This is a genomic window from Pseudomonas sp. B33.4 (genome assembly GCF_034555375.1).
Lineage (GTDB): Bacteria > Pseudomonadota > Gammaproteobacteria > Pseudomonadales > Pseudomonadaceae > Aquipseudomonas.
Genome location: NZ_CP140706.1, coordinates 4,575,618 through 4,600,896 on the forward strand (window position 1 = coordinate 4,575,618; position 25,279 = coordinate 4,600,896).

Below are 25,279 nucleotides of genomic sequence, written 5' to 3' on the forward strand. Positions count from 1 at the left end.
TGAACACAGAATTTGTGATCATGTTCGATTACTGTGGGAGCTGGCTTGCCAGCGATGAGGCCGGTACAGACACCGAAAAAACTACAGACCCTCCAGCTCCGCCATCAGATCATTCAACCGATCGACCTTCTCCTCGGTGATATCACTCGCCGCCAATCCATCAATGTACTCGGCCAGCTCCTCCACCGTGCTGCACTCGAACATCGCCCGCAGCGGCACGTCACGTTGCAGGGTTTTCTGCACCCGCGAGGCAATCTGCGTGGCCAGCAACGAATGCCCGCCCAGTTCGAAGAAGTTGTCGCGCACACCAACCTGCTCGACCTTCAGCACCTCAGCCCAAATATCAGCCAGCGTCTGCTCAAGATCATTGCGCGGCGCCAGATAGTCCTGGCTCTGCAACTGACCGATCTCCAGCGCCGGCAAGGCTTTGCGGTCGAGTTTGCCGTTGGCATTCAGCGGCAGTTGATCGAGCCACAGCCAGTGCAGCGGCACCATGTATTCCGGCAGTTCGGCGCGCAGGCGCTGTTTGATCCGCTCCAGGCGTTCACTCGGATTCAGCGCGCTATCAGCAGCCACCAGATAACCGACCAAGTGTTTACCGTTGACGCCTTCCTGCACACCCACCGCGCCATCGCGCACTTCCGGCTGTTCATGCAGACGCGCTTCGATCTCACCCAACTCGATGCGGTAACCGCGAATCTTCACTTGATGGTCGACGCGGCCCACGTACTCCAGCACTCCGTCGCTGCGACGCCGCGCCAGGTCACCGGTGCGGTACAAGCGTTCGCCCGGCGCACCGAACGGGTTCGGCACAAAAACCGGCGCGGTGCGCAACGGATCGCTGACATAACCGCGACCAACGCCCGTCCCCGCCACGCACAACTCACCCACCGCGCCCAACGGCACCAGGTCCAGCGCGCCATCGACCAGGTACAGCAAGTTGTTGTCGGTCGGCGTGCCGATCGGCAAGTAACTGCCGCGCGTCGACGCCATGTCGACACGGAAGAACGCCACGTCGTCCGAGCATTCCGCCGGGCCATAAGCGTTGACCAGACCGATGTCCGGGTAACGCAGCAGCCATTGGTGCGCCAGCTCCGGCGGCATCGCCTCACCGGTCGGCAACATCCAGCGCAAGCCATCCAGACTCAGACGGTCCGAGGCGAGCATGCCCTGAATCAGCGACGGCACGCTCTCCAGCACGGTGATGCCCTGCGCTTGCACGTGCACCAACAAACCTTGCGGATCGTGGGCGATGGTGTTCGGCACGATGTCCACCCGCGCACCGAACAGCGGCGCGGCGAGGAACTGCCAGACCGAAATATCGAAGCTCTGCGAAGCGGTCTGGGCGATCACGTCGGCGTCACTCAGATTCAGGTAAGGCACCTTGCTCAACTGGTTATTGAGCATGCCGCGCTGCTCGACCATCACGCCTTTCGGCAGGCCGGTGGAGCCCGAGGTGTAGATCACGTAGGCGAGGTTGTCCGGGCCGCTGTAAATCCCCGGATCCTGCGCCGACGTGGCCGCCGCTTGAATCTCTTCCCACACCAGCAAGCGCGGGCGATTGGCGCAGCTGAATTCATCCAGCAAGGTCTGCGCCTGTTCAAAGCAGGCTTTAGAGCAGACCAGCACCGGCGTGCGGCTCAGCTCGATGATGCGTTGCAGACGCTGACTCGGCAGGCCCGGATCCAGCGGCAGATAACCCGCGCCAGCCTTGAAGCTGCCAATGATCATGCCAAGCAGATCGAGATTACGTTCGCCGAGCAAGGCCACCGGTTGATCCATCTGCACCCCGGCCGCGACCAGTGCATGGCCGAGACGGTTGGCGTTGTGGTTCAGCTCGGCGTAGCTCTGTTGCTGATCAAGGTACGTCGCGGCGATGCGCTGCGGATGCGCGGCAACCTGCGCTTCGAACAGCGCAACGTAGCTCTGCTCCAGCGGATAATCGTGGGCACTCTGGTTGCAACCATGGAGCAGAAAGTCCTGCTCTTGCGCGCCCAGCAGCGGCAGATCGGCCATGTCGCCATGGAAGCCGTCGACCAGTGCCAGCAGCAGACGCTTGAACTCGCCGAGCATGCGCTCGATGCTCGATTCGTCGAAATAACGCTGGTCATACGACAGGTGCAGACCGAGGTCATCGCCCGGATAGCACACCGCCGTCAGCGGGAAATTGGTGTGCGTACGACCGGAATCCGAGGTCGCATTCAGGCTCTGCGCGCGGTCCAGAACCGAGACTTCCACCGGAGCGTTTTCGAAGACGAACAGGCTGTCGAACAGAGGCTGGCCTTTCGGCAATTCACTCTGTTCCTGAATGTTCACCAGCGGCAGGTATTCGTACTCGCGCAGTTGCATGTTGCTGTCGAGCAAACCACTGAGCCACTGGCGCACGCTGCTGCGCTGATCGTCCTCAGGCATTTTCACCCGCAGCGCGATGCTGTTGATGAACAGACCGACCGTGCGCTGCATCTCCGGCATTTCCACCGGACGCCCGGCCACGGTCACGCCGAAGAGCACGTCGCGATCACCACTCAGGCGTCGCAGCACCAAGGCCCACGCCGCTTGGGCGAAGGTGTTGATGGTCAACTGATGGGCCTGCGCCAGTTCACGCAAACGCGCGCCGTCCTCGACATTGAGGCGGGTGTAGCGGTCGCCGACGATCATCCCGCCGCTTTCACCGGCATGTTCACGCAGGAACGGACGGTCACTCGGGATCGGCGTGGTGCGTTCGAAGCCTTGCAGGTTCTGCTGCCACCACTGCCGCGCTTCGGCCAGGCTCTGGCGTTGCAGCCAGCCGATGTAATCGCGATAACGTGGCGGCACGGCAAGTTGCGCTTCACGACCCTCGCCCATCGCGGTGTAGATCTCGAAGAAATCGTTCATCAGCAACGAGCGGCACCAGGCATCGATGAGGATGTGGTGATTGCTCATCATGAACCAGTAACGTGCCGCGCCGACCTTGATCAGGCGCAGGTGGAACGGCGCCTGATTGAGCAGATCGAACCCGGCCTCGCGCTCGCTTTTCAGGAGCGCTTGCAGCTTTGGTTCCTGCTCGGTTTCGGCAATGGCGCTCCAGTCCAGATACTCGATTGGTGTGCGACCCGGTGTGTGAATCACTTGCAGCATGTCTTCGCCGACATTCCAGCAGAACGACGCGCGCAGCGCTTCGTGACGGGCGATCACCGCTTGCCAGGCCTGGGCGAAACGCTCGGCGTCGAGTTCGCTGTTGATGCGGTAGCGATCCTGCATGTAGTACAGACCGGTGCCCGGTTCGAGCAAGGTGTGCAGCAACATGCCTTCCTGCATCGGCGTCAGCGGATAGACGTCTTCGATGCGCGCGGCCGGCACCGGCAGGGCATCGAGTTGCGCCTGAGTCAGCCTGGCCAGCGGGAAGTCCGACGGCGTCAGGCCACCGGCGTCGTCTTGCAGGCAGTGGGCGATCAGGCTTTGCAGCTCGCCGATGTAGGCATCGGCCAGATCGTTGATGGTCTGCGTGTCGTATCGCTCGGCGCTGAAGGTCCAGCGCAGCAGCAGTTCACCGCCATAGACCTGACTGTCGACGCTCAACTCGTTCGGCAATGGCGCCTGGGGATCGTGCGCGGCACCGACCGACTCATCCAGTGGACGGAACAGCGCATCGCTGCCAAAGCTCTGATCGAACTGACCGAGGTAGTTGAAGGTCACCGGCGCCTGCGGCAGCGCGGCCATACTGCGCTGGCTGAGGTCATCAGCCAGATAACGCAGCACGCCATAACCCAGACCTTTATGCGGCACGGCGCGCAGTTGCTCTTTGATCGCCTTGATCGAAGCGCCCTGCCCGGCGGCCTCTTCGATATTCTGCGGAGTCAGGCGCAGCGGGTAAGCGCTGGTGAACCAGCCGACAGTGCGGGTCAGGTCGATCTCGTCGAACAGGGTTTCGCGGCCGTGGCCTTCCAGCTGAACCAGCGCCGACGGCTGCCCGCTCCAGCGGCACAACACGCGGGCCAGTGCGGTCAGCAGCAAGTCGTTGACCTGCGTGCGGTAAGCCGCCGGAGCCTGTTGCAGCAATTGTTTGGTGTGCTCGGCATCGAGGCGCACGCTGACGGTTTGTGCGTGACGATTCTGCTGGCCGCCCTGCGGGTTTTCGCACGGCAGATCGGCATTCTGACCAGCCAGTTGGGTCTGCCACCAGTCGAGCTCTTCGCGCAGGGATTCGCTGCCGGCGTAAGACTGCAAGCGTGCCGTCCAGTCCTTGAAGGCACTGGTTTTCGCCGGCAATTTGACCGTTTGCCCGGCGTCGAGTTGGCGATAGACGGTTTGCAGATCGTCGAGCAGAACGCGCCACGACACGCCGTCGACGACCAAGTGATGAATCGCGATAAACAGGCGTTGCTGACCTTGCGGGCCATCGACCAGCACGGCACGCACCAAAGGCCCTTGTTCAAGATCGAGACTGCGCTGGGCATCAGCGAACAGCGCTTCGCACTTGTCCATCGAAGTGACGCGCACTTGCCACAACACCACCGCATCGGAAACCGGTTGATGCGTCGCTTGCCATTGGCCGTCGGCCTCGCTGAAGCGCAGGCGCAAGGCGTCATGCTGCTCGATCACCGCCAGCAGCGCCTGCTCCAGACGATGCGGTTCCAGCGGCACGGTCGGTTCCAGCAACAGCCCCTGGTTCCAGTGCTGGCGTTCAGGGATTTCCGTGTCGAAAAACCAATGCTGAATCGGCGTCAGACGCGTTTCACCGGTCACCAGACCTTGCTCGGCCGTCACTTGTTCGGTGCGGCTGGCCACGGCGGCGAGGGTTTGCACGGTCTGATGCTGGAACAGATCACGCGGGCTGAAATGAATGCCCTGCTGGCGTGCACGGCTGACCACTTGAATCGACAGAATCGAGTCGCCACCCAGTTCAAAGAAGTTGTCGTTGAGACCGACTTGTTCGACGTTGAGCACTTCGCACCAGATCTGCGCCAGGGTGATTTCCAGCTCGTTGCTCGGGGCGACGTAGTCCTGACGATTGAGCTCAGGATCCGGCGCTGGCAAGGCGCGACGGTCGAGTTTGCCATTGGCGGTCAGCGGCATGCTCGCCAGCAGGATCAGGTGCGTCGGCACCATGTAATCCGGCAGTTGCGCCTTGAGGTGCGATTTCACGGCTTCGCGCAGTTCAGCCTGTTTGGCTTCGCTTTGTTCAGCGACCTCAGTGACGAGGTAACCCACCAATTGTTTGCCGCTTGGCGCATCGAGGGCGAGCACCACGGCTTCGCGGATCGAGTCGTGATCGAGCAGGCGCGTTTCGATTTCGCCCAGTTCGATGCGGAAACCGCGGATTTTCACCTGATGGTCGATCCGCCCAAGGTATTCCACCAGGCCATTGGCACGTTGGCGCACCAGGTCGCCGGTGCGGTACATGCGCCCGCCATCGGTGACGAACGGGTCAGCGACAAAACGCTCGGCGGTGATGCCCGGACGGTCGTGATAGGCCTGGGCCAGACCGGCACCGCCGACGAACAGTTCACCCGTCGCGCCTTGCGGCACCAACGCCAGATCGGCGTCGAGAATGTACGCCACACGCGCACCGATCACGCTGCCGATTGGCACACTGCCGGCGCCCTCTTCCAGCACCTCTGGCGCCAGACTGGCCAGCGGCATGACCACGGTTTCCGTCGGGCCGTAAGCGTTGAAAAACATCGACGGTTTGAACGCTGCGCGAATCCGTTGCAGATGCTCGCCGGTCAGCGCTTCGCCACCGGTGATGATCATGCGCACCGGCAAAATTTCGTTTTGCGTCGAGAGGAACTGCGCCAACTGGCTGCCATAGCTCGGGGTGAAGCCGAGCACGTTGATTTTATGCGCACGGATCAGACCGCAGATTTCTTCCGCGTCCCACTGACCTTGTGCACGCAACACCACCTGCGCACCGCTGAGCAGCGGCACCAACAGACGCTCGGTCGCGGCATCGAAGTTGATCGAATAGAAGTGCAGTTCGCAGTCGTCGGGGCGCATACCGAAACGCTCGATCACCGCTTGGCAGTGCATGGCGATTTCGCCGTGGGAGACCACCACGCCTTTCGGCTTGCCGGTCGAACCCGAGGTGTAAATCAGGTACGCCTGATGCTGTGGCAGGCTGATAAACGGCAACTCGCTGGCCGGGTGAGCGGCCAGCGCTGCGCTGTCCTCCTCCAGGCACCAACGCGCCACATTTGGCGGCAGATCGCCGAGGGCGTTGAACATCGCGCGATCACTGAGCAGCAAACCAATGCGGCTGTCTTCGATCATGTAATGCAGACGGTCGAGCGGGTATTCCGGGTCCAGCGGCACGTACGCGCCGCCAGCCTTGAGAATCGCCAGCAGGCCGATGACCATTTCCAGTGAACGCTCCAGTGCCAGACCAACGCGCACTTGCGGACCGACGCCGCGCTCTCGCAGGGCCCAGGCCAGACGATTGGCGCGGGCATCGAGTTCGGCGTAGCTCAGGGTCTGCCCGGCGAAGGTCAGGGCCGGCGCGTCTTTGCGCGCCAGCGCCTGTTCGGCGAACAGGTGATGAATGCACTGATCGAGACGATGCTCGCCTGGCTCGATGCCGAGGCTGTCGAGCAGCTGCTGTTGCTCCGGTTGATCGAGCAGCGGCAATTCGCTGAGGCGCTGTTGCGGATCGGCGATCAGCGCTTCAAGCAGATTGCGCCAATGTTTGGCCATGCGCGCGATGGTCGGCTCATCGAACAGATCAGTGCTGTAGGTCAGGCAGCAACCGAGGCGATGGTCGAGGTCGGTGACTTCCAGGTTGAGGTCGAACTTGGTCGCCCGCGCATCGTTGGCCAGGTACTCGACGGTCATGCCGGCGAGCATGCGGCTCTGCTGGAATTCCCAGCGCTGCACGTTGCACATCACCTGGAACAGCGGGTTGTACGCGGCGCTGCGCGGCGGTTGCAAGGCTTCAACCAGATGATCGAACGGCAGGTCCTGGTGCGACTGGCCTTCGATCACGGTGTGGCGCACCTGTTCGAACAATTCGCCGACCGACATCATGCCGTCGAGCTGGCAACGCAGCACCTGTGTGTTGAGGAACGCGCCGATCAGCCCTTCGCTTTCCGGGCGGATGCGGTTGGCCACCGGCGCGCCGATGCGCAGATCGGTCTGGCCGCTGTAGCGGTAAAGCAGCGTGGCGAGCGCGGCGGTCATGGTCATGAACAGGGTCAGACCGTTTTGCGCATTGAACGCACGAACCCGTGCGGCGAGGTCATCGCTCAGGTCGAAGCGGAACAATTCGCCCTGATGGCTTTGCACTGGCGGACGCGGACGATCACCCGGCAATTCCAGCAACGGATGTTCACGGCCGAGTTGCGCGGTCCAGTAGTCGAGTTGACGCTGACGCTCGCCAGACTCCAGCCAGTTGCGCTGCCAGACGCTGTAGTCGAGGTACTGCACCGGCAACGGTTCCAGCGGTGAATCGCGATCATCGACAAACGCTTCGTAAAGCGCGCTGAGTTCGCGGGCGAAAATGTCCATCGCCCAGCCTTCGGTGACGATGTGATGCAGCGTCAGCACGAAGTAATGCTCGTGTTCGGCAGTCTTGACCAGACAGGCGCGCAGCAGCGGACCGGTTTCCAGATCGAACGGCAGATGCGCTTCTTCGTCGGCCAGTTGCTGAACCTTTTGCTCACGCACATCGGCGGCAAGTTTTGAGAAATCCTTCCAGCCCATGCGCACGCCGGTTTCGGCATGCACCTGCTGACGGGCAACGCCGTCGACGCTCGGGAACGTGGTGCGCAGGGTTTCATGGCGCAGGATCAGCGCTTGCAACGCCGACTCGAAACGCTCGACATGCAACACGCCACGCAGGCGCGCCATGCCGCCAACGTTGTACGCCGGGCTGTCCGGCTCCATTTGCCAGAGGAACCACATGCGCTGTTGCGAGTATGACAACGGCACCGGTTGGCTGCGGTCGACCTTGTCGATCGGCGGCTGTTTGTTGGTGCGGCCGCTGGCCTGGATCAACCGGATCTGTTCGGCGAAATCACCGAGTTCACTGTGCTCGAACAACGCACGCAACGGCAGTTCGACGTCACAGGCCTGACGGCTGCGCGAGATGATTTGCGTGGCCAGCAGCGAGTGACCGCCGAGGGCGAAGAAATCGTCGCGAAGGCCGACTTGGGTCAGGCCGAGCACTTCGCGCCAGATCGCGGCGATCTGCTGTTCCAGTTCAGTGACCGGCTCGACATGTTCACGCACTTGCCATTGGGGTTCAGGCAAGGCGCGGCGGTCGAGTTTGCCGCTTGGGCTGAGGGGCATTGCGTCCAGACGCATCAGTTGCGCCGGGACCATGTATTCGGGCAGCTCGGCGGCCAGAGCAGTTTTCAGGCGAGTGATTTGCCCGTCGTGATCTTCGTTGATATCGGTCGCGGTGAAGTAGCCGATCAGCTGTGCGCCGGCAGCGGTTTCGCGTACCAGCACCACGGCTTGGGCGACGCCGTGCTGGGCGAGCAGGCGCGCTTCGATCTCTTCCGGTTCGACGCGGAAACCACGCAGCTTGACCTGTTGATCGAGGCGGCCGAGGTATTCGATGACGCCATCGGCGGTCCAGCGCGCGCGGTCGCCAGTGCGGTACAAACGCGCGCCCTGCTCGCCCAATGGATCGACCACAAAGCGTTCAGCGGTCAACGATGGACGGCCGAGGTAACCACGGGCCAGACCAACGCCGCTGATGCACAGTTCACCCGGCACACCGGCCGGCAATGGATTCAGCTCGGCATCGAGCACGCGGCAAATCACATTGCCCAGCGGACGACCAATCGGTGAGCGCTCGCCATCGGCCGTGGTGCAATGCCAATGGGTGACGTTGATCGCGGTTTCGGTCGGGCCATAACGGTTGTGCAGTTGCACGGCGGGCAGTTGCGCGAGTACACGGTTACGCAGTTCGGCCGGTAGAGCTTCACCACCGGAGAAGACCCGGCGCAGGCTGGTGCATTCGGCGCTCAGCGGTTCGTCGATGAACAGCGAGAGCAGCGGCGGCACAAAGTGCAGCGTGGTCACGCCATGCTCTTGAACAAGCTGCGCGATGCGATGCGGATCGCGGTGTTCACCGGGACCGGCGATCAGCAGACGAGCACCAGTGATCAACGGCCAGAAGCATTCCCACACCGACACGTCGAAACTGATCGGGGCCTTTTGCATCAGCACATCGGTTTCATTGAGAGCGTATGCGTTCTGCATCCATTGCAGACGTTCGGCCAGTGCCGCGTGGGTGTTGCCGACGCCTTTCGGTTGACCGGTGGAACCCGAGGTGTAAATCACGTAAGCGAGGTTGTCGCCGTGCAAGTGCAGGCCTGGTGCCTGGCTCGGCCAGTTTTCCAGGTGCAAAGCGTCCATGGCGATCACGCTGACGCCGTCGCTGGCCGGCAAGCGCTCAAGCAACTCAGTTTGCGTCAGGAGCAATTCGACGCCGCTGTCGCTGAGCATGTAAGCCAGTCGATCGGCCGGGTAATCCGGGTCGAGCGGCACATAAGCGCCGCCGGCCTTGATGATCGCCAACAGGCCGATCAACAGTTGTGGCGAACGCTCGGCGGCAATGGCCACGCAGACATCCGGGCCGACGCCTTTGTCGCGCAGATAATGGGCGAGGCGGTTGGCCTGGGTGTGCAGTTCGGCGAAGTCGAGACTGCCGCCGTCCCATACCAGCGCGGTGCGCTCCGGGGTCTGCCGCGCCTGCTCGTTGAGCAGTTCCGGCAGCCATTGTTGCGCCGGGGTGCAGGGTGCAACGCCCCAGTTTTTTTGCTGAGCGTGCTCGCTGACGGTGAGCAATTGCAGATCGCCGATGGCTTGCTCCGGACGTTCGCAGACTTCGCGCAACAGGTTGCTGAAGTGCTCGGCCAGACGCGCAATGGTCGTGGCATTGAACAGTTCGCTGGCATAGTCGAACGACAAGGTCAGCCGCCCATTGCGGTCTTCTTCGCTGTGCAGTTGCAGGTCGAACTTGGCTTCGCGGCTATGCCACGGCAGCTCTTCGGCGAGCAGTCCCGGCAGGCGCTTGAGCGAGCTCAGATCGCGCTGCTGGTGGTTGAACATGACCTGGAACAGGCCTTGTTCGCGGGCCTGCGGGAAGGCTTCGAGCAGCTGTTCAAAGGGCAGATCCTGATTCGCTTGTGCACCGAGTGCGGCTTGGCGTGTCTGGGCTAACAGCTCAACAAACGGCAGGCGCGAATCGATCTCGGCGCGCAGCACCTGGGTGTTGATGAAGAAGCCGATCAGGCCTTGAGTTTCCAGACGCGGACGGTTGGCATTCGGCACGCCGATGCGGATGTCGCGCTGACCGCTGTAGCGATGCAGCAAGCTCTGGAATGCCGAGAGCAGCAACATGAATGGCGTCGATTGATGCGCCTGAGCCGTGTTGCGGATCGCCTCGCTGAGGCTGGCGTCCAGCCGCACGGTGTGACGCTCGGCACTATGAACATGCTGTGCCGAACGCGCAGAGTCAGTGGCCAGCTCGAGGGTCGGATGCTCGTCGCCCAACTGCGCTTTCCAGTACGCCAGTTGCCGCTCGCCCTCGCCTTGCGCCAGCCATTGGCGCTGCCAGCTGCCGTAGTCGGCGTACTGGGTTGGCAGCGGCGCAAGGGTCGCTGTTGCGCCTTGCGTAGCGGCGGCGTACAGGCGCGAGAACTCGTCGATCAACACGTTCAGCGACCAGCCGTCGGCGATGATGTGGTGCAGGGTCACCAGCAGTTGATGATCTTCATCGTCGAGACGCACCAGCGTCACCCACAGCAGCGGGCCTTTTTCCAGATCGAACTGAGTGCGTGCTTCGTCTTCGCGGATTTGCTGCGCGCGGGCTTCACGCTCATGCGCCGGCAGATCGCTGATGTCGATCAGTTGCAAATTGAGTTCGGCGGCGGCATCGACTTGCTGCAGGGCCACGCCGTCGCGCTCGAAGAAGCGGGTGCGCAGGGATTCATGGCGCTCGATCAGTTGCTGGAAACTGGCGCGCAAGGCGTCTTCGTCCAGTTCGCCGCGCAAACGCAGGGCACCGGGAATGTTGTAGGCGCTGCTCTGTGGGTCGAGTTGCCAAGTGATCCACAAACGGTTTTGTGCCAGCGATTGCGGCATTGGTTCGGAGCGCGACAACGCGGTGATTGCGCCTTGAGCGCTACCGCCGTCCTGTTGCTGTTGCGCCACGGCAGCGGCGAACGCGGCCAGCGTCGGCGCTTCGAACAGCAGGCGCAGGTTCAGCTCAAGGGCGAGTTCTTCGCGGACTCGGGCGATGACTTGGGCGGCGGCGATCGAGTTGCCGCCGAGCAGGAAGAAGTGATCGTCGGCGTTGACCTGTTTGACGCCGAGTTGCTCGGCCCAGATTTTACCGATCAGTGCTTCGAGTTCGGATGTGCTGGCTGTTGCACCGTGGGTTTCGGACGTGTTCGACGGAAACACCGCGTAACTGTCGAGGCTGCCATCGGCCAGGCGATTGCGGCATGCCGAACGCTGCAATTTGCCACTGGAGGTTTTCGGCAGCGCGCCTGGATGGAGCAGCACCACCACGCTTGGGGCCTCTTGATAAGCCTCGGCCACCGCTTGGCGGATGGCTTTGATCAACGCTTCCGGCGGCAGGATTTTCTGCACGCTACGGCTGATTTCCGCCGCGATGCCGATGCCCTCTTCGCCATTCTGACTGACGGCGAATGCAGCGACGCGGCCCTTGCGCACCACTTCCACTTCGTTCTCGACGGTCTTCTCGATGTCCTGCGGGTAGAGGTTGTGGCCACGCACGATCAGCATGTCTTTCAGGCGACCGGTGATGAATAGCTCACCGCTGCGCATAAACCCCAAATCGCCAGTGCGCAACCAGGTACGGCCGGCGTGCTGAACGAAAGTCTTGGCACTGGCTTCGGGGTTGCGCCAGTAACCGTGGGCGATGCTCGGACCGGCGGCCCAGACTTCACCGACAGCGTTGTCGGCCAGTTCATCGAGGCTGCTCGGCTCGACGATCAGCACCGCGTGTTCCGGTTGGCTGATGCCGCAACTCATGATCGGGCTGCCTTCGCCCGGCTCGGCGCGATTCTGTGCCAAAGCCTGATCGTCGACGCGCAACGCAGGAATCCCGGTGCCGCGCGGGGTGCCGGCGACAAACAGCGTGGCCTCGGCCAGACCGTATGAGGCCATGAAGCTGTCTGCGCTGAAACCGCTCGCGGTGAACTTCTCGGCGAAGCGTTCAAGGGTGTCGAGACGGATCGGTTCGGAGCCGGAGTACGCCACGCGCCAATGACTCAGATCGAGACGTTCGAGGGCCGACTCACTGACCCGTTCGCTGCACAAGCGATAAGCGAAGTCCGGCCCGCCGCTGATGGTGCCGCCGTATTGGCTGATCGCTTCGAGCCAGCGCAATGGCCGGCCGAGGAAGTACGCCGGTGACATCAGAATGCACGGCACGCCGCTGAAAATCGGCTGTAGCAGACCGCCGATCAAACCCATGTCGTGGTACAGCGGCAACCAGCTGACGATCACGTCATCGGGGTTCACATCGATGCCAAAACCGTGGCGGATCAGCAGTTCGTTGGCGACCAGGTTGCCATGGCTGACCTGCACGCCTTTGGGCAACGCGGTGGAGCCGGAGGTGTATTGCAGGAAGGCGATGTGGTCCGGCGGCAGGTTCGGCTCAACCCAGTTTTGCGCCAGGGCGCTGTCGAGGCTGTCGACACACAGCAACGGCGGCGCGCCTTCGATCTGCTGCAAGGCGTCGCACAGGTCGGCGCTGGTCAGCAGCAGACGCGGTTCGGCGTCGGCGATGATCGACAGCAAACGCTCCTGATGGTGACGACGCGCGGATTCCGGCGGATAGGCCGGCACCGCGATCACCCCTGCGTAAAGGCAGCCAAAAAACGCCGCGACGTAATCCGGACCGCTTGGAAACAGCAGTACCGCGCGATCACCGAATTCTGCGCCAGCCTGCAATGCGGCGGCGATGGTGCGCGCGCGCTCATCCAGTTCGCGATAGCTGAGCACCACAGCCTGCTCTGGGTTTTCGGCAAGAAAACGCAAGGCCAGTTGATCCGGCGTCAGGGCCGCACGGCGCTGAAGGGCCTGGACCAGGGTGCTGGGGAGTTCGAACGCGTCGGTCATGAGGTTTCCTGCCTGAATTCGGCTTGCTAGTGGAATCGGGTTGCTGCGTCACGCCCCTCAAAGGGCATGCAGGGCGCGGTCTGTGCCGACCGCGCAAGGCTGCGGAATGTGGCTTGGTCGGGCTCTGCACCCGGAACCATTCACCAATGAGAACGGATGACGTCTTGAAATAATTAGTCGGCAGGCTGGATCGCCAACGGGGCTGGGGTGTGGCGGCGTGTCGCAGTTCTCACATTGCACCGATTTGGATCATTAGTTCTCTTTCTCAATTGACAATCATTATCATTCAACATAATTTGTCGCTCGATGTGTAGGACGGCCCCGTCCCCGAAGGCGTCCCACTAACCTATTTGGCAGCAAGGTGATTTCCATGACGGAACAAGTATCCACAAGCAAGTGCGATTCACCGCTACTTCAGGCATTCGTCGACAATCGACTGATTCTGGTCAAGATTGCAGCCCGCATTACCGGCTGCCGGTCACGCGCCGAAGATGTGGTGCAGGATGCATTTTTCCGACTGCAATCAGCGCCACCGATCACATCGTCGATCAAGGCGCAACTGAGCTATCTGTTCCAGATCGTGCGCAACCTCGCCATCGATCACTACCGCAAGCAGGCGCTTGAGCAGAAGTACTCCGGCCCTGAAGAGGAAGGGCTGAACGTGGTTATTCAAGGTGCTTCGCCGGAAACCTCGCACATCAACTTTTCGACCCTGGAAAACATCGCCGACGCATTGACCGAGCTGCCTAGCCGCACCCGTTATGCGTTCGAGATGTACCGCCTGCACGGCGTGCCGCAAAAGGATATCGCCAAGGAACTCGGCGTTTCGCCGACCCTGGTCAACTTCATGATTCGTGATGCACTGGTGCACTGCCGCAAGGTCTCGGGCAGTCGTCGGGATGCGGTGATTGCGGGTCGTCGTTAAGATTCAGATTTTGCGTCAAGCCATTCGCGAGCAGGCTCGCTCCCACATTGGATCTGTGTACGCAGAACCCATGTGGGAGCGAGCCTGCTCGTGAAGGCGGCCTCAAGATCACAGAAATCCTGAAGCCAGATCATCACGCCAACCTGCACCGATCAAAAAACCGCTCACGCCCCAGAATCATCAGCGCCGCGCGCTTGTGCGGAAAGTCGAACTCTTTCTCACAGTGAAAGCACTGATTCTGCATATGGCCAATCATCTTCGCGTTGTCGGCCCTAGGTTCAGCGACCACGCGTTGCGTGCGCGGATCATCCAGAAACAGGTAATGCACCAGCGCCGATAACCAGCTCGCCACTTTGTGTGGGCCGCGATGATCTTCCTCGCCGACCAGCATGTGAATGCCACGATCATAATTGTCGGCATCGTAGAACGGCGCAATGCGATCTTCCTTGGCCCAGTAAGCTTCAAAGTAGGCAAAAGGCTGATCATCGAAACAGCCGATCAAAGTCAGCGTATGCGGATCAGCATCGAGTTTGCTCAGGTAGTCGCGGTGTTTTTCGATGCTGCCCTCTTCCTCCCAGAAACTGGCCACGCGCGGACTGTTCTGCCAGCGATTGAAGCGTGGCAGGTCTTCTTCGATTTCGACGGTGCGCAGGGAAATCCACGCGCCAAGACGTGCATCGAAACGCCGATAGACCTCTCCGCGCGGCTTCACCGGTCGCAGTGGATGACGTTTGCCCTGGCTGATGACCATTTGCTGCGGATAGCTGCCAGTCAATGAAGTGCCAAGCCAAGGTTGTGGCAGTTGCCAGAACAGCGTGCGTTCGCAGCGATATTCGCCAGCCACTTCGGTGCTCACCAGCAAGCCACTGCGCAAGGCTTCGGTCGGCGGCTGATCCAGTTGCCAGGTCAATTGCTGGCATGCCGGATCCCGCGCAAACAGCCAGTAACAGGCTGCCCAAAACGCCTGCCCGGGCGGCAGTGCAAAGCGCTCATCGAGCTGGATCGGCCCCCTGGCCTCCCGGTCAAGGCGCAAGCGAATCAGCGGTTGCCCGTCCAGGCTCAGGCTCAGACGGCTTTCAGTGGCATCAGCGATCAGTTGACTGCCCGAAGGCAAGGCCAGGGCAGTCAGTTCATTCAGATTGGACATGGGTCGGGCTCACGATAATCGTCGACAGTTCAACGATGGGACGTGAGCCGAGAAAGGAAATTTAGGCTTTACCGAGAAATCAGCGCCTCAGTGATGAGGCACCGGTACCACCGCAATCTTGTACGGATCGAATATTTTCAGCATTTCACCATTGTCGCGCAGCCCTTGCAGCAGCTTGCCAAACGCTGCGCCGGTAATCGGCGCCGTCGGGCGAAGAATCGCGTAGTGGTGATAGACCTGATCGATGCGCTGCGACACCAGCAACTCATCGCGCACCTTTTCGTTACGCAGCAGGTAATCGAACAGATACGAACGCGTTACCAGGGCGATATCCGCTCGCGAACGCAGGACCATCAGCAGATTGCTGTCGTGGGAATAGGTCAGCGTGGCTTTGTAATGCTGAGCCAGATACTTGGGGTCGGCGTTGAAGTTGGCGAATTCATAGTGATAACCGCTGAACAGCGCCAGGCGCTTGCCGGTGAGGTCGGCAAAGTAGTTCTGCTGACGACCGTCTTCGCGTTGCGCGACGAAAATTTCCGCGTCTTCAAGACCCATGTCGACGTCGGTGTGCGGGATGTCTTTCCAGCCCCAATCGGGATTCTCGAAAATCGCCATGTCGATCCGGCCCTGCTTGAAGTCGCCGAAACGCCGGGGTATCGAAGTGGGCACAAGGACGAACTGATAGTCGCTTTGCAGGCGATTGAGGGCCTCGACCAGTTGCGGCAAGAGGCCGGTGTCGGCACCGCTTTCCGGGCGAATGGTGTAAGGCGGAAAATGCGCCGCGCCGACCCGAACCAATTGCGCTGCCTGAGCGGGCAATACCCAGAATGCAGCCAGCGCTGCGAGCATCAACCCCGCGGCCGTCCGAATTGGCAAAGACTTCAAAACACCCCACTCCCCGAAAAAATACCGATCAATGCATTCAAGCTAGGCGGTTTCGCCCAGTTAGCCAGTTTCCCGGCTGGATAGAAAGTGCTTCAACGTTCTTCGAGGACCAGAATCAACGCCTCGTCGGCCAGTTGATCAAGGCTCAAACTGCCGCCGGCACGGAACCATGTGGTCGTCCATGACAGTGCGCCAGTGAGGAAACGTCGAGTAATAAATACATCGCCACGGATAAATCCGGCGTCCTTGGCCTCACCCAGCACTTGCAGCCAGATCTCTTCGTAAACATCGCGCAGCGCCAGCACTTTGGCCTGACCCTCTTCGGACAGCGAACGCCACTCATAGACCAGCACCGCCATGGCTTCACCGCTGCCGCCCATGATCGATTGCAATTCGCAGCGAATCAGCGCCAGTACGCGTTCGCGCACATCAGCGGCGTCGGCCAGCGCCGCGCGCATCAGTGCCGTGTTGTAGCGGATGGTTTCTTCCATCACCGCGCGGAGGATTTCATCCTTGCTTTTGAAGTGATGAAATATGCTCCCGGACTGGATGCCGACGGCGCCGGCCAGATCGCGCACCGTGGTGCGCTCGTAGCCTTTGTTGCGAAACAGGTGAGCCGCCACTTGCAGCAATTTGCCACGGGCGCTGTCGGGGTCAGTCAACTGGCCTTCGTCGACCAAATCGCGCATGACCCTCAGGGCTTTTTGCTCGTCCACCCGTTCTCTCCTACAGTCGATCAGTCTGTTGCCCCCTGAAACCGCAGGGTTGCGCGCAATTTAAGCCGCCAGCGGCAACCAAGCAAGCGCTTGGGCAGAAGATAGTTTCAACTGTTTACAAACCAAGCGCTTGCTTGGTAGCCTCCAGACACTTCTGTCGCAGGTTGCTGAGTCGGAGATAAAAATGCCCACCACCGTTCGCATCGGATGCGCCAGTGCATTCTGGGGAGATACGTCCACCGCCGCCGCGCAGCTGGTGGAGGGCGGCAAGCTGGACTATCTGGTGTTCGATTACCTCGCCGAGATCACCCTGTCGATCATGGCCGGCGCACGCATGAAGGACCCGCAGGCGGGCTTCGCCAGTGACTTCATCGAAATCCTCACACCCCTGCTGCCGCAATTGGCCGAGCAGAACATCCGCGTGATCAGCAACGCCGGTGGGGTCAATCCGCAAGCCTGCGCCGCCGCCCTGCAAGCGGCGTGTGACAAGGCCGGCATCCCACTGAAAATCGCTGTGTTGCTCGGCGATGACCTGCAACCACAACTCAAACAGTCAAGCGGCATCACCGAGATGTTCAGCGGCGCCCCGCTGCCACCGATGTGCGTGTCGACCAACGCCTACCTTGGCGCACCGGGCATCGTCGAAGCCTTGCGCCTGGGCGCCGACATCGTCATCACCGGTCGCGTGGTCGACAGCGCCGTGGTCAGTGCCGCCCTGGTGCACGAATTCGGCTGGTCGTGGCACGACTACGACAAACTCGCCCAGGCCGCGCTGGCCGGGCACATTATCGAATGCGGCGCGCAATGCACCGGCGGCAATTTCACCGATTGGCGCGAGGTGCCGGACTACGAACACATCGGCTTTCCGATCGTGGAAGTCAGCGCCGACGGCCAATTCATCGTCAGCAAGCCTGAAGGCTCCGGCGGACTGATCACGCCGTTGACCGTTGGCGAGCAAATGCTTTACGAAATCGGTGATCCTCAGGCTTATCTGTTGCCCGACGTGGTTTGCGATTTCAGCGAGGTCAAACTTCAGCAGCAAGGCAAAAACGCGGTGCACGTGCACGGCGCCAAAGGCCTGCCGCCGAGCGACAAATACAAGGTCAGCGCCACTTACCCGGACGGTTTTCGCTGCACCGCCAGTTGCCTGATTGCCGGCATCGATGCGGTGGACAAGGCACGGCGTGTCAGTCAGGCGATCATCGCCAAAACGGCGGAGATGTTCAGTCAGCGTGGCTGGGCGCCCTACAGCGAAACCGACATCGAACTGCTCGGCAGCGAAGCCACCTATGGCCCCCACGGTCAGCGTCACGACAGCCGGGAGGTGGTGATCAAACTCGCCGTGCGTCACCCGAACAAACAGGCACTGATCCTGTTTTCCCGGGAAATTGCCCAGGCCGCGACCGGTATGGCGCCGGGGTTGACCGGTATCGTCGGCGGGCGGCCCACGGTGTATCCGCTGATTCGGCTGTTCTCGTTCCTGATCGATAAAAGTGCCTGCACCCTGCAAATCGCCATGGCCGGTAAAAGCCATCCTTGCCCCCTGCCCTCACTGGTTGCACTCGACAGTGACGATTTGCCGATTGCCCACCAGCCAGCCAAACCTCAAGGTCGCGCCGATGCCAGCGTCGCGCTGGTGAAACTGGCCGTGGCACGCTCCGGAGACAAAGGCAATCACAGCAACATCGGCGTGCTGCCGCGCCAACCCGAATACCTGCCATGGATCGCCGAAGCGCTGACCCCGGCCGTGATCGTCGACTGGATGAGCCATGTACTCGATCCGATCCACGGCCGGGTCGAGCGCTGGTATCTGCCGGGCACCCACAGCCTGAATTTTCTATTGGAAAACGCCCTCGGCGGTGGTGGTGTGGCCAGCCTGCGCATTGATCCGCAAGGCAAAGCCTTCGCCCAGCAACTGTTGGAAATCCAGATCCCGGTGCCACAAAGCATCGCCGAGCAGCTCGACTAGAGGATGGTTTGTATGGCTTACGCGTCGATTTTCCACGCCGATCTGTTCAACGGCCAGACCATCATCGTTACCGGTGGCGGCAGCGGTATCGGGCGCTGCACCGCCCATGAACTGGCAGCCCTCGGCGCCAATGTGCTGCTGGTCGGGCGCAAGCCGGAAAAGCTGGAAAAGGTCGCCGCTGAAATCGCCGAGGACGGTGGCCGTGCCCACTGGCAGGCCTGCGATATCCGCGATGAAGAAGCGGTGAAGCAATTGGTCAAAGAGCTGATCGCCGAGCACGGGCCGATCCATGGACTGGTCAACAATGCCGGCGGCCAATACCCGTCGCCGCTGGCTTCGATCAATCAGAAAGGCTTCGAAACCGTGCTGCGCACCAACCTCGTCGGCGGTTTCCTGATGGCCCGGGAAGTGTTCAACCAGTCGATGAGCAAACACGGCGGCAACATCGTCAACATGCTTGCCGACATGTGGGGCGGCATGCCCGGCATGGGCCACTCGGGCGCGGCGCGTTCGGGCATGGATAACTTCACCAAGACTGCCGCGTTTGAATGGGGCTATGCCGGAGTGCGGGTCAACGCGGTCGCGCCGGGCTGGATCGCCTCCAGCGGCATGGACACCTATGAAGGCGCGTTCAAAGCGGTGATTCCAACCCTGCGCGAACATGTGCCGCTCAAGCGCATCGGCACCGAATCGGAAGTCAGCGCGGCGATTGTATTTCTGCTTAGCCCGGCAGCAGCTTTCATCAGCGGCAGCACGTTGAAGATCGACGGTGCGGCCAGCCTTGGCAGCCGTGCATGGCCGTTGCACAAGGCGACTCACAGCGAGTCGTTCAATGGTTTTCACCGGGCCTACCTGCCAGATGTCCTGAAGGACAAGGAGTAGGTCATGGCGCAGATCCAGTCTCAACTCGACCCTCACAGTGAAACCTTCGCCCGCAATCGTTCGGCAATGCTCGCGGCCATTGAGCAAGTGCAACAACTCGAACAAAACCTGCTGAATAAAGCAGCCGAAGCGAAGGAGAAGTTCGACAAGCGCGGGCAATTGCTGCCGCGCGAACGCCTGAACCTGCTGCTGGATCCCGGCGCGCCATTTCTCGAACTGGCCAGCCTCACCGGCTACAAATTGCACGATGACAAAGACGGCAGCTCAGCCGGTGGCGGATTGATCGCCGGCATTGGTTATGTCTGCGGCATCCGCGCGATGGTGGTGGCGAACAACAGCGCGATCAAGGGCGGCACCATCTCGCCAAGCGGTTTGAAAAAATCCCTGCGCCTGCAACAGATCGCCCAGGAAAACAAACTCCCGGTGATCACCCTCGCCGAAAGCGGTGGCGCCAACCTCAACTATGCCGCCGAGATTTTCGTCGAAGGCGCGCGCAGTTTTGCCAATCAGGCGCGAATGTCCGCCATGGGTTTGCCACAGATCACCGTGGTGCACGGCTCGGCCACGGCGGGCGGCGCTTATCAGCCGGGACTGTCGGATTACGTGGTGGTCGTACGCGGCAAGGCCAAGCTGTTTCTCGCTGGTCCGCCACTGCTGAAAGCCGCCACCGGCGAAGTCGCCACCGATGAAGAACTCGGTGGCGCCGAGATGCATGCGCAGGTTGCCGGGACCGCCGAATACCTCGCGGAAAACGATGCCGACGGTGTGCGTCAGGTCCGCGACATTCTGCGTATGCTGCCGTGGAACGAGCAACTGCCGTGGTTGCCGGAGCCACAATACAAAGAACCGCTCTACCCCATCGATGAATTGCTCGGGCTGATTCCGGACGATCCGAAAAAGCCCTATGACGTGCGCGAAATCATCGCGCGCATTGCCGACGAATCGAACTTCGTCGAGTTCAAAGGCGAGTTCGATCAGCAAACCATCTGCGGCCAATTGAAAATTCAGGGCCGTGCCTGCGGCTTTATCGGCAACAACGGCCCGATCACCCCGAACGGAGCAAGCAAGGCTGCGCAGTTCATCCAGTTGTGCGATCAGAGCCAGACGCCACTGCTGTTCTTCCACAACACCACCGGCTTCATGGTCGGCACCGAATCGGAACAGCAAGGCGTGATCAAACACGGCTCGAAACTGATTCAAGCGGTGGCGAATGCGCGGGTGCCTAAACTGACGATGGTCGTCGGCGGTTCCTATGGCGCTGGCAACTATGCGATGTGCGGACGCGGCCTCGATCCGCGCTTTATCTTTGCCTGGCCGAACAGTCGCACGGCGGTGATGGGCGGCGCCCAGGCGGGCAAAGTCTTGCGCATCGTCACCGAAGCCAAGCAGCTCAAGGACGGCCTGACGCCGGACCCGAAGATGCTCGACATGCTCGAACAGGTCGCCGCGCAGAAACTCGACAGCCAGTCCACCGCGCTCTACGGCAGCGCCAACCTGTGGGATGACGGGCTGATCGATCCGCGCGACACGCGCACCCTGCTCGGCTATCTGCTGGACATCTGCCACGAAGCCGAGATTCGCACGCTGCAACCCAACAGCTTCGGCGTCAGCCGGTTCTGACCGCCACGGATTCTACGGAGAACAAGAACAATGATCTTCACCCCGGAACACGAAGCCCTGCGCCGCACCGTCCGCCAGTTTGTCGAACACGAGATCAATCCGCACGTCGAAGAATGGGAAAAGGCCGGCCGCTTTCCCATCCACGAGATTTTCCGCAAGGCTGGCGATCTCGGTTTGCTGGGTATTTCCAAACCGGAAAAATTCGGTGGCATGGGCCTCGACTACAGCTATTCGATTGTCGCCGCCGAAGAGTTCGGCACCATTCATTGCGGCGGCATTCCGATGTCGATCGGCGTGCAGACCGACATGTGCACACCGGCCCTCGCCCGCTTCGGTTCCGATGAACTGCGTGAAGAGTTCCTGCGCCCGGCGATCACCGGCGAGCAGGTCGGCTGCATCGGTGTCTCCGAAGTCGGCGCCGGATCTGATGTGGCCGGGCTGAAAACCACCGCGCGCAAGGACGGCGATGACTATGTGATCAACGGCAGCAAGATGTGGATCACCAACTCGCCGAGCGCTGACTTCATCTGCCTGCTGGCCAATACCTCGGACGACAAACCGCACATCAACAAATCGCTGATCATGGTGCCAATGAACACACCAGGGATCAGCCTCAGCTCGCACCTGGACAAGCTCGGCATGCGCAGTTCGGAAACCGCCCAGGTGTTTTTCGACAACGTGCGGGTGCCGCAGCGCAACCGCATCGGCCATGAAGGCGCCGGGTTCATGATGCAGATGTTGCAGTTTCAGGAAGAACGCCTGTTCGGTGCGGCGAACATGATCAAAGGCCTGGAATACTGCGTCGACAGCACCATCGAGTACTGCAAGGAGCGCAAGACCTTCGGCAATGCACTGATCGACAACCAGGTGATCCACTTCCGCCTCGCCGAATTGCAGACCGAAATCGAATGCTTGCGTGCGCTGGTTTATCAGGCCACCGAGCAATACGTGAAAGGTCAGGATGTGACACGACTGGCGTCGATGGCCAAGCTCAAGGCCGGACGCCTGGGCCGCGAAGTCAGCGACAGCTGCCTGCAATATTGGGGCGGCATGGGCTTTATGTGGGATAACCCGGTAGCCCGTGCCTATCGAGATGTGCGGCTGGTCTCGATTGGTGGTGGCGCCGACGAAATCATGCTGGGGATTATCTGCAAACTGATGGGCATTCTGCCGGGGAAAAAGAAATGAGCAGCCTGCCGCAATGCCAGACGCTATTGCTGGAATTGCATGGCGGGGTGCTGCACATCACCCTCAATCGGCCGGACAGCCGTAATGCGATGAGTCTGCAAATGGTCAGCGAGTTGCGCGCGATGTTGGCGGCCGTGCGCGATGACCGTGCGGTTCGGGCGTTGGTACTCAGCGGCAGCGGCGGGCATTTTTGTGCCGGCGGCGATATCAAGGACATGGCCAGCGCTCGTGCTCAGGGTTCCGAGGCTTACCGCGATTTGAATCGCGCGTTCGGCGCCCTGCTGGAGGAGGCACAGCACGCGCCGCAAGTGCTGATCACGGTACTGCAAGGCGCGGTGCTTGGTGGCGGTTTCGGTCTGGCATGTGTCAGCGATATCGCGATTGCCGACCATCAGGCGCAATTCGGTCTGCCGGAAACCAGCCTCGGTTTACTGCCGGCGCAGATCGCACCGTTTGTGGTGCAACGCATCGGTCTGACCGAAACCCGCCGATTGGCGCTGACGGCTGCGCGTTTCGATGGGCATCAGGCACGGCGTCTGGGGCTGGTGCACTTTGTCGAGCAGGATCCGCAGGCGCTGGCCGAGCGCTTGGATGAGGTGCTGCAGCATGTGCTGTGCTGTGCGCCGGAGGCGAATGCGATGACCAAGAAATTATTGTTGGCGAGTGCCGGGCAGCCTTCGAGTGAATTGCTTGATGAGGCGGCGCAGTGGTTTAGCGAAGCGGTGACAGGCGACGAAGGAATCGAGGGCACCATGGCTTTTGTGCAAAAGCGGAAACCTCAGTGGGCCACTTAAAAGCATCGCGAGCAGGCTCACTCCTAAAGGGGAAATGCATTCCAAATGTAGGAGTGAGCCTGCTCGCGATGAGGCCATCACATTCACCGCCAAATATTCAGGAAGATCACCATGCCCGCCATCCACAAAATCCTGATCGCCAACCGCGGTGAAATCGCCTGCCGCATCCAGCGTACCGCCCAGGCTTTGGGCTATCGCACCGTCGCCGTCTTCAGCGACGCCGACGCCGATGCCCTGCACGTGAAAATGGCCGATCAAGCCGTTCACATCGGCCCCGCGCCCGTGCAGCAGTCCTACCTGAACATCGCGGCGATCCTCGACGCTGCTCGTCTCAGCGGCGCCAATGCCATTCACCCCGGCTACGGCTTTCTCTCGGAGAACGCCGAATTTGCCCGCGCCTGCAAACAGGCCGGACTGATCTTCATCGGCCCGAGCGTCGAAGCCATCGAGTTGATGGGCAGCAAACGCCAGTCAAAAATCGCCATGCTCGAAGCCGGCGTGCCGTGCATCGCCGGTTATCAGGGGGCTGAACAGGACGATGCAACGTTGCTGCGCGAAGCCGAACGCATCGGTTATCCACTGATGATCAAGGCCAGCGCCGGCGGCGGCGGACGCGGCATGCGTCTGGTGCACGATGCCGCTGATCTGCCGGCGCAACTGCGCACCGCGCGCTCTGAAGCACTGAACGGTTTCGGCAGCGACGAATTGATCCTCGAACAGGCATTGATCGAACCACGGCACGTCGAAATTCAACTGTTTGGCGACCAACACGGCAACCTGATCTATCTGGGCGAACGCGATTGTTCGATCCAGCGTCGCCACCAGAAAGTCATCGAGGAGGCGCCCTGCCCGGTGATGACCGCCGAACTGCGCCAAGCCATGGGTGAAGCAGCGGTCAAGGCCGGCCGTTCGGTGAATTACGTCGGTGCCGGCACAGTGGAGTTCTTGCTCGATGCGCGCGGACAATTCTACTTTCTGGAGATGAATACACGCCTGCAAGTCGAGCATCCGGTGACTGAATTGATCACCGGACTGGATCTGGTGGCGTGGCAATTGCTGGTTGCCGAGGGGCAGCCACTGCCGCTGACCCAGGATCAGGTTCAGCTCAACGGGCATGCAATGGAAGTGCGACTCTATGCCGAAGATCCCACGCAAGACTTCCTGCCACAAACCGGCCGTATCGAAGCCTGGCAGCCGGCGCTGCAGCAAGGTGCGCGCATCGATCACGGTTTGTTCGAAGGGCAAACGGTCAGCCCGTTCTACGACCCGATGCTGGGTAAACTGATCGCCTTTGGCGCGACCCGCGAAGAGGCTCGGCGCAAACTGTTGCGCGCGGTACAGGACACGGTTTTATTGGGCATGCAAAGCAATCAGCGCCTGCTCGCCAGCCTGTTGCAACATCCGCAGTTCATCAGCGGTGAATTCAGTACCGCCTTCATTGCGCAGCATTTCAGCGATCATCCCTGCCTGCACCGTTACATTCCCGATGCCGAGCAACTGGCGATTGCAACGGTGCTGTTCTATCAAACCAGCGCCCTCTCCCACCGCGCTCCGCTCACTGGCTGGCGCAACAACGCCAGTGTGCCGCTGCACTATCGCCTCGGCCTCGACGATCAAAACTGGACAGTGCAACTGCTCGCCAAGCCGCAAGGTGCGTTCAAGGTTCAGGTCGCTGAACGCTCGATCGAGTTGAAAATCATCGATCACAACGCACATTTGCTGACAGTGGAAATCGACGGTCTGCGCAAGTGCCATGCCTTTCGCCAGGTTGGCGAGCAGCTCTGGCTGTTCACCCATCCCGGCAGCCTGCGCCTGGAGGATCGAACTCACGCCGTGATCGACAGTCAGACCAGCGTCAGTTCCGGCACCTTGAAAGCACCGATGGACGGCGCCATCGTCGACGTATTGGTCAGCGAAGGCAGCCCGGTCAGCAAAGGTCAGTTGCTGGTGGTACTGGAGGCAATGAAAATGGAGCACCCGCTCAAGGCCGGCATCGACGGCGTGCTCAAGCGGGTGCAGGTCAAGGTCGGCGATCAGGTAAAAAATCGTCAGGTTCTGTTGCAGGTCGAGTAG

At 61.1% G+C, this 25,279-nt stretch carries 11 protein-coding genes; 7 read left to right on the forward strand and 4 right to left on the reverse strand.

All coding sequences use genetic code 11. The features are described 5' to 3' along the window. Positions 1-81 precede the first annotated feature (81 nt). Positions 82-13,080, reverse strand: a complete 12,999-nt coding sequence (locus tag U6037_RS20085; protein ID WP_322844287.1) for a non-ribosomal peptide synthetase — start codon at positions 13,078-13,080, stop codon at positions 82-84. Positions 13,081-13,450: 370 nt separating this feature from the next. On the opposite strand from U6037_RS20085, the gene U6037_RS20090 reads away from it, so the two are divergent. Continuing rightward, positions 13,451-14,005, forward strand: coding sequence for an RNA polymerase factor sigma-70 (locus U6037_RS20090; RefSeq protein ID WP_141127401.1), 555 nt, complete (start codon positions 13,451-13,453; stop codon positions 14,003-14,005). Positions 14,006-14,138: 133 nt separating this feature from the next. Here the strand turns inward: U6037_RS20090 and U6037_RS20095 are convergent, their stop codons facing one another. The 3 genes from U6037_RS20095 to U6037_RS20105 form a co-directional block, all read right to left on the reverse strand. Beyond that, on the reverse strand, positions 14,139-15,152 hold the full coding sequence (locus U6037_RS20095) for a GNAT family N-acetyltransferase (RefSeq protein ID WP_322844288.1): 1,014 nt from the start codon (positions 15,150-15,152) through the stop codon (positions 14,139-14,141). Positions 15,153-15,239: 87 nt separating this feature from the next. Then, complete coding sequence (locus tag U6037_RS20100; protein WP_322844289.1) at positions 15,240-16,037, reverse strand: transporter substrate-binding domain-containing protein; 798 nt, start codon at positions 16,035-16,037, stop codon at positions 15,240-15,242. A 92-nt stretch (positions 16,038-16,129) separates the two neighbouring features. Beyond that, positions 16,130-16,753, reverse strand: coding sequence for a TetR/AcrR family transcriptional regulator (locus tag U6037_RS20105; protein WP_322844290.1), 624 nt, complete (start codon positions 16,751-16,753; stop codon positions 16,130-16,132). A gap of 184 nt (positions 16,754-16,937) precedes the next feature. On the opposite strand from U6037_RS20105, the gene U6037_RS20110 reads away from it, so the two are divergent. The 6 genes from U6037_RS20110 to U6037_RS20135 all read left to right on the forward strand — a co-directional run bounded on the left by U6037_RS20110 (position 16,938) and on the right by U6037_RS20135 (position 25,279). Continuing rightward, positions 16,938-18,722, forward strand: a complete 1,785-nt coding sequence (locus U6037_RS20110) for an acyclic terpene utilization AtuA family protein (protein ID WP_322844291.1) — start codon at positions 16,938-16,940, stop codon at positions 18,720-18,722. A 12-nt stretch (positions 18,723-18,734) separates the two neighbouring features. Further along, the gene (locus U6037_RS20115) at positions 18,735-19,604 is read left to right on the forward strand and encodes an SDR family oxidoreductase (protein ID WP_322844292.1); all 870 of its coding nucleotides are present in this window, start codon (positions 18,735-18,737) and stop codon (positions 19,602-19,604) included. 3 nt (positions 19,605-19,607) lie between these two features. Continuing rightward, a complete protein-coding gene (atuC, locus tag U6037_RS20120; protein WP_322844293.1) occupies positions 19,608-21,224 on the forward strand; it encodes a geranyl-CoA carboxylase subunit beta in 1,617 nt (538 codons plus the stop codon). A gap of 30 nt (positions 21,225-21,254) precedes the next feature. Then, positions 21,255-22,412, forward strand: coding sequence for a citronellyl-CoA dehydrogenase (gene atuD / locus U6037_RS20125; protein ID WP_108562891.1), 1,158 nt, complete (start codon positions 21,255-21,257; stop codon positions 22,410-22,412). Beyond that, entirely contained in the window at positions 22,409-23,206 is a 798-nt protein-coding gene (locus U6037_RS20130) for an enoyl-CoA hydratase/isomerase family protein (protein ID WP_322844294.1), read from the forward strand. The genes atuD and U6037_RS20130 overlap by 4 nt, the downstream gene beginning before the upstream one ends. 111 nt (positions 23,207-23,317) lie before the next feature. Further along, entirely contained in the window at positions 23,318-25,279 is a 1,962-nt protein-coding gene (locus tag U6037_RS20135) for an acetyl/propionyl/methylcrotonyl-CoA carboxylase subunit alpha (RefSeq protein WP_322844295.1), read from the forward strand.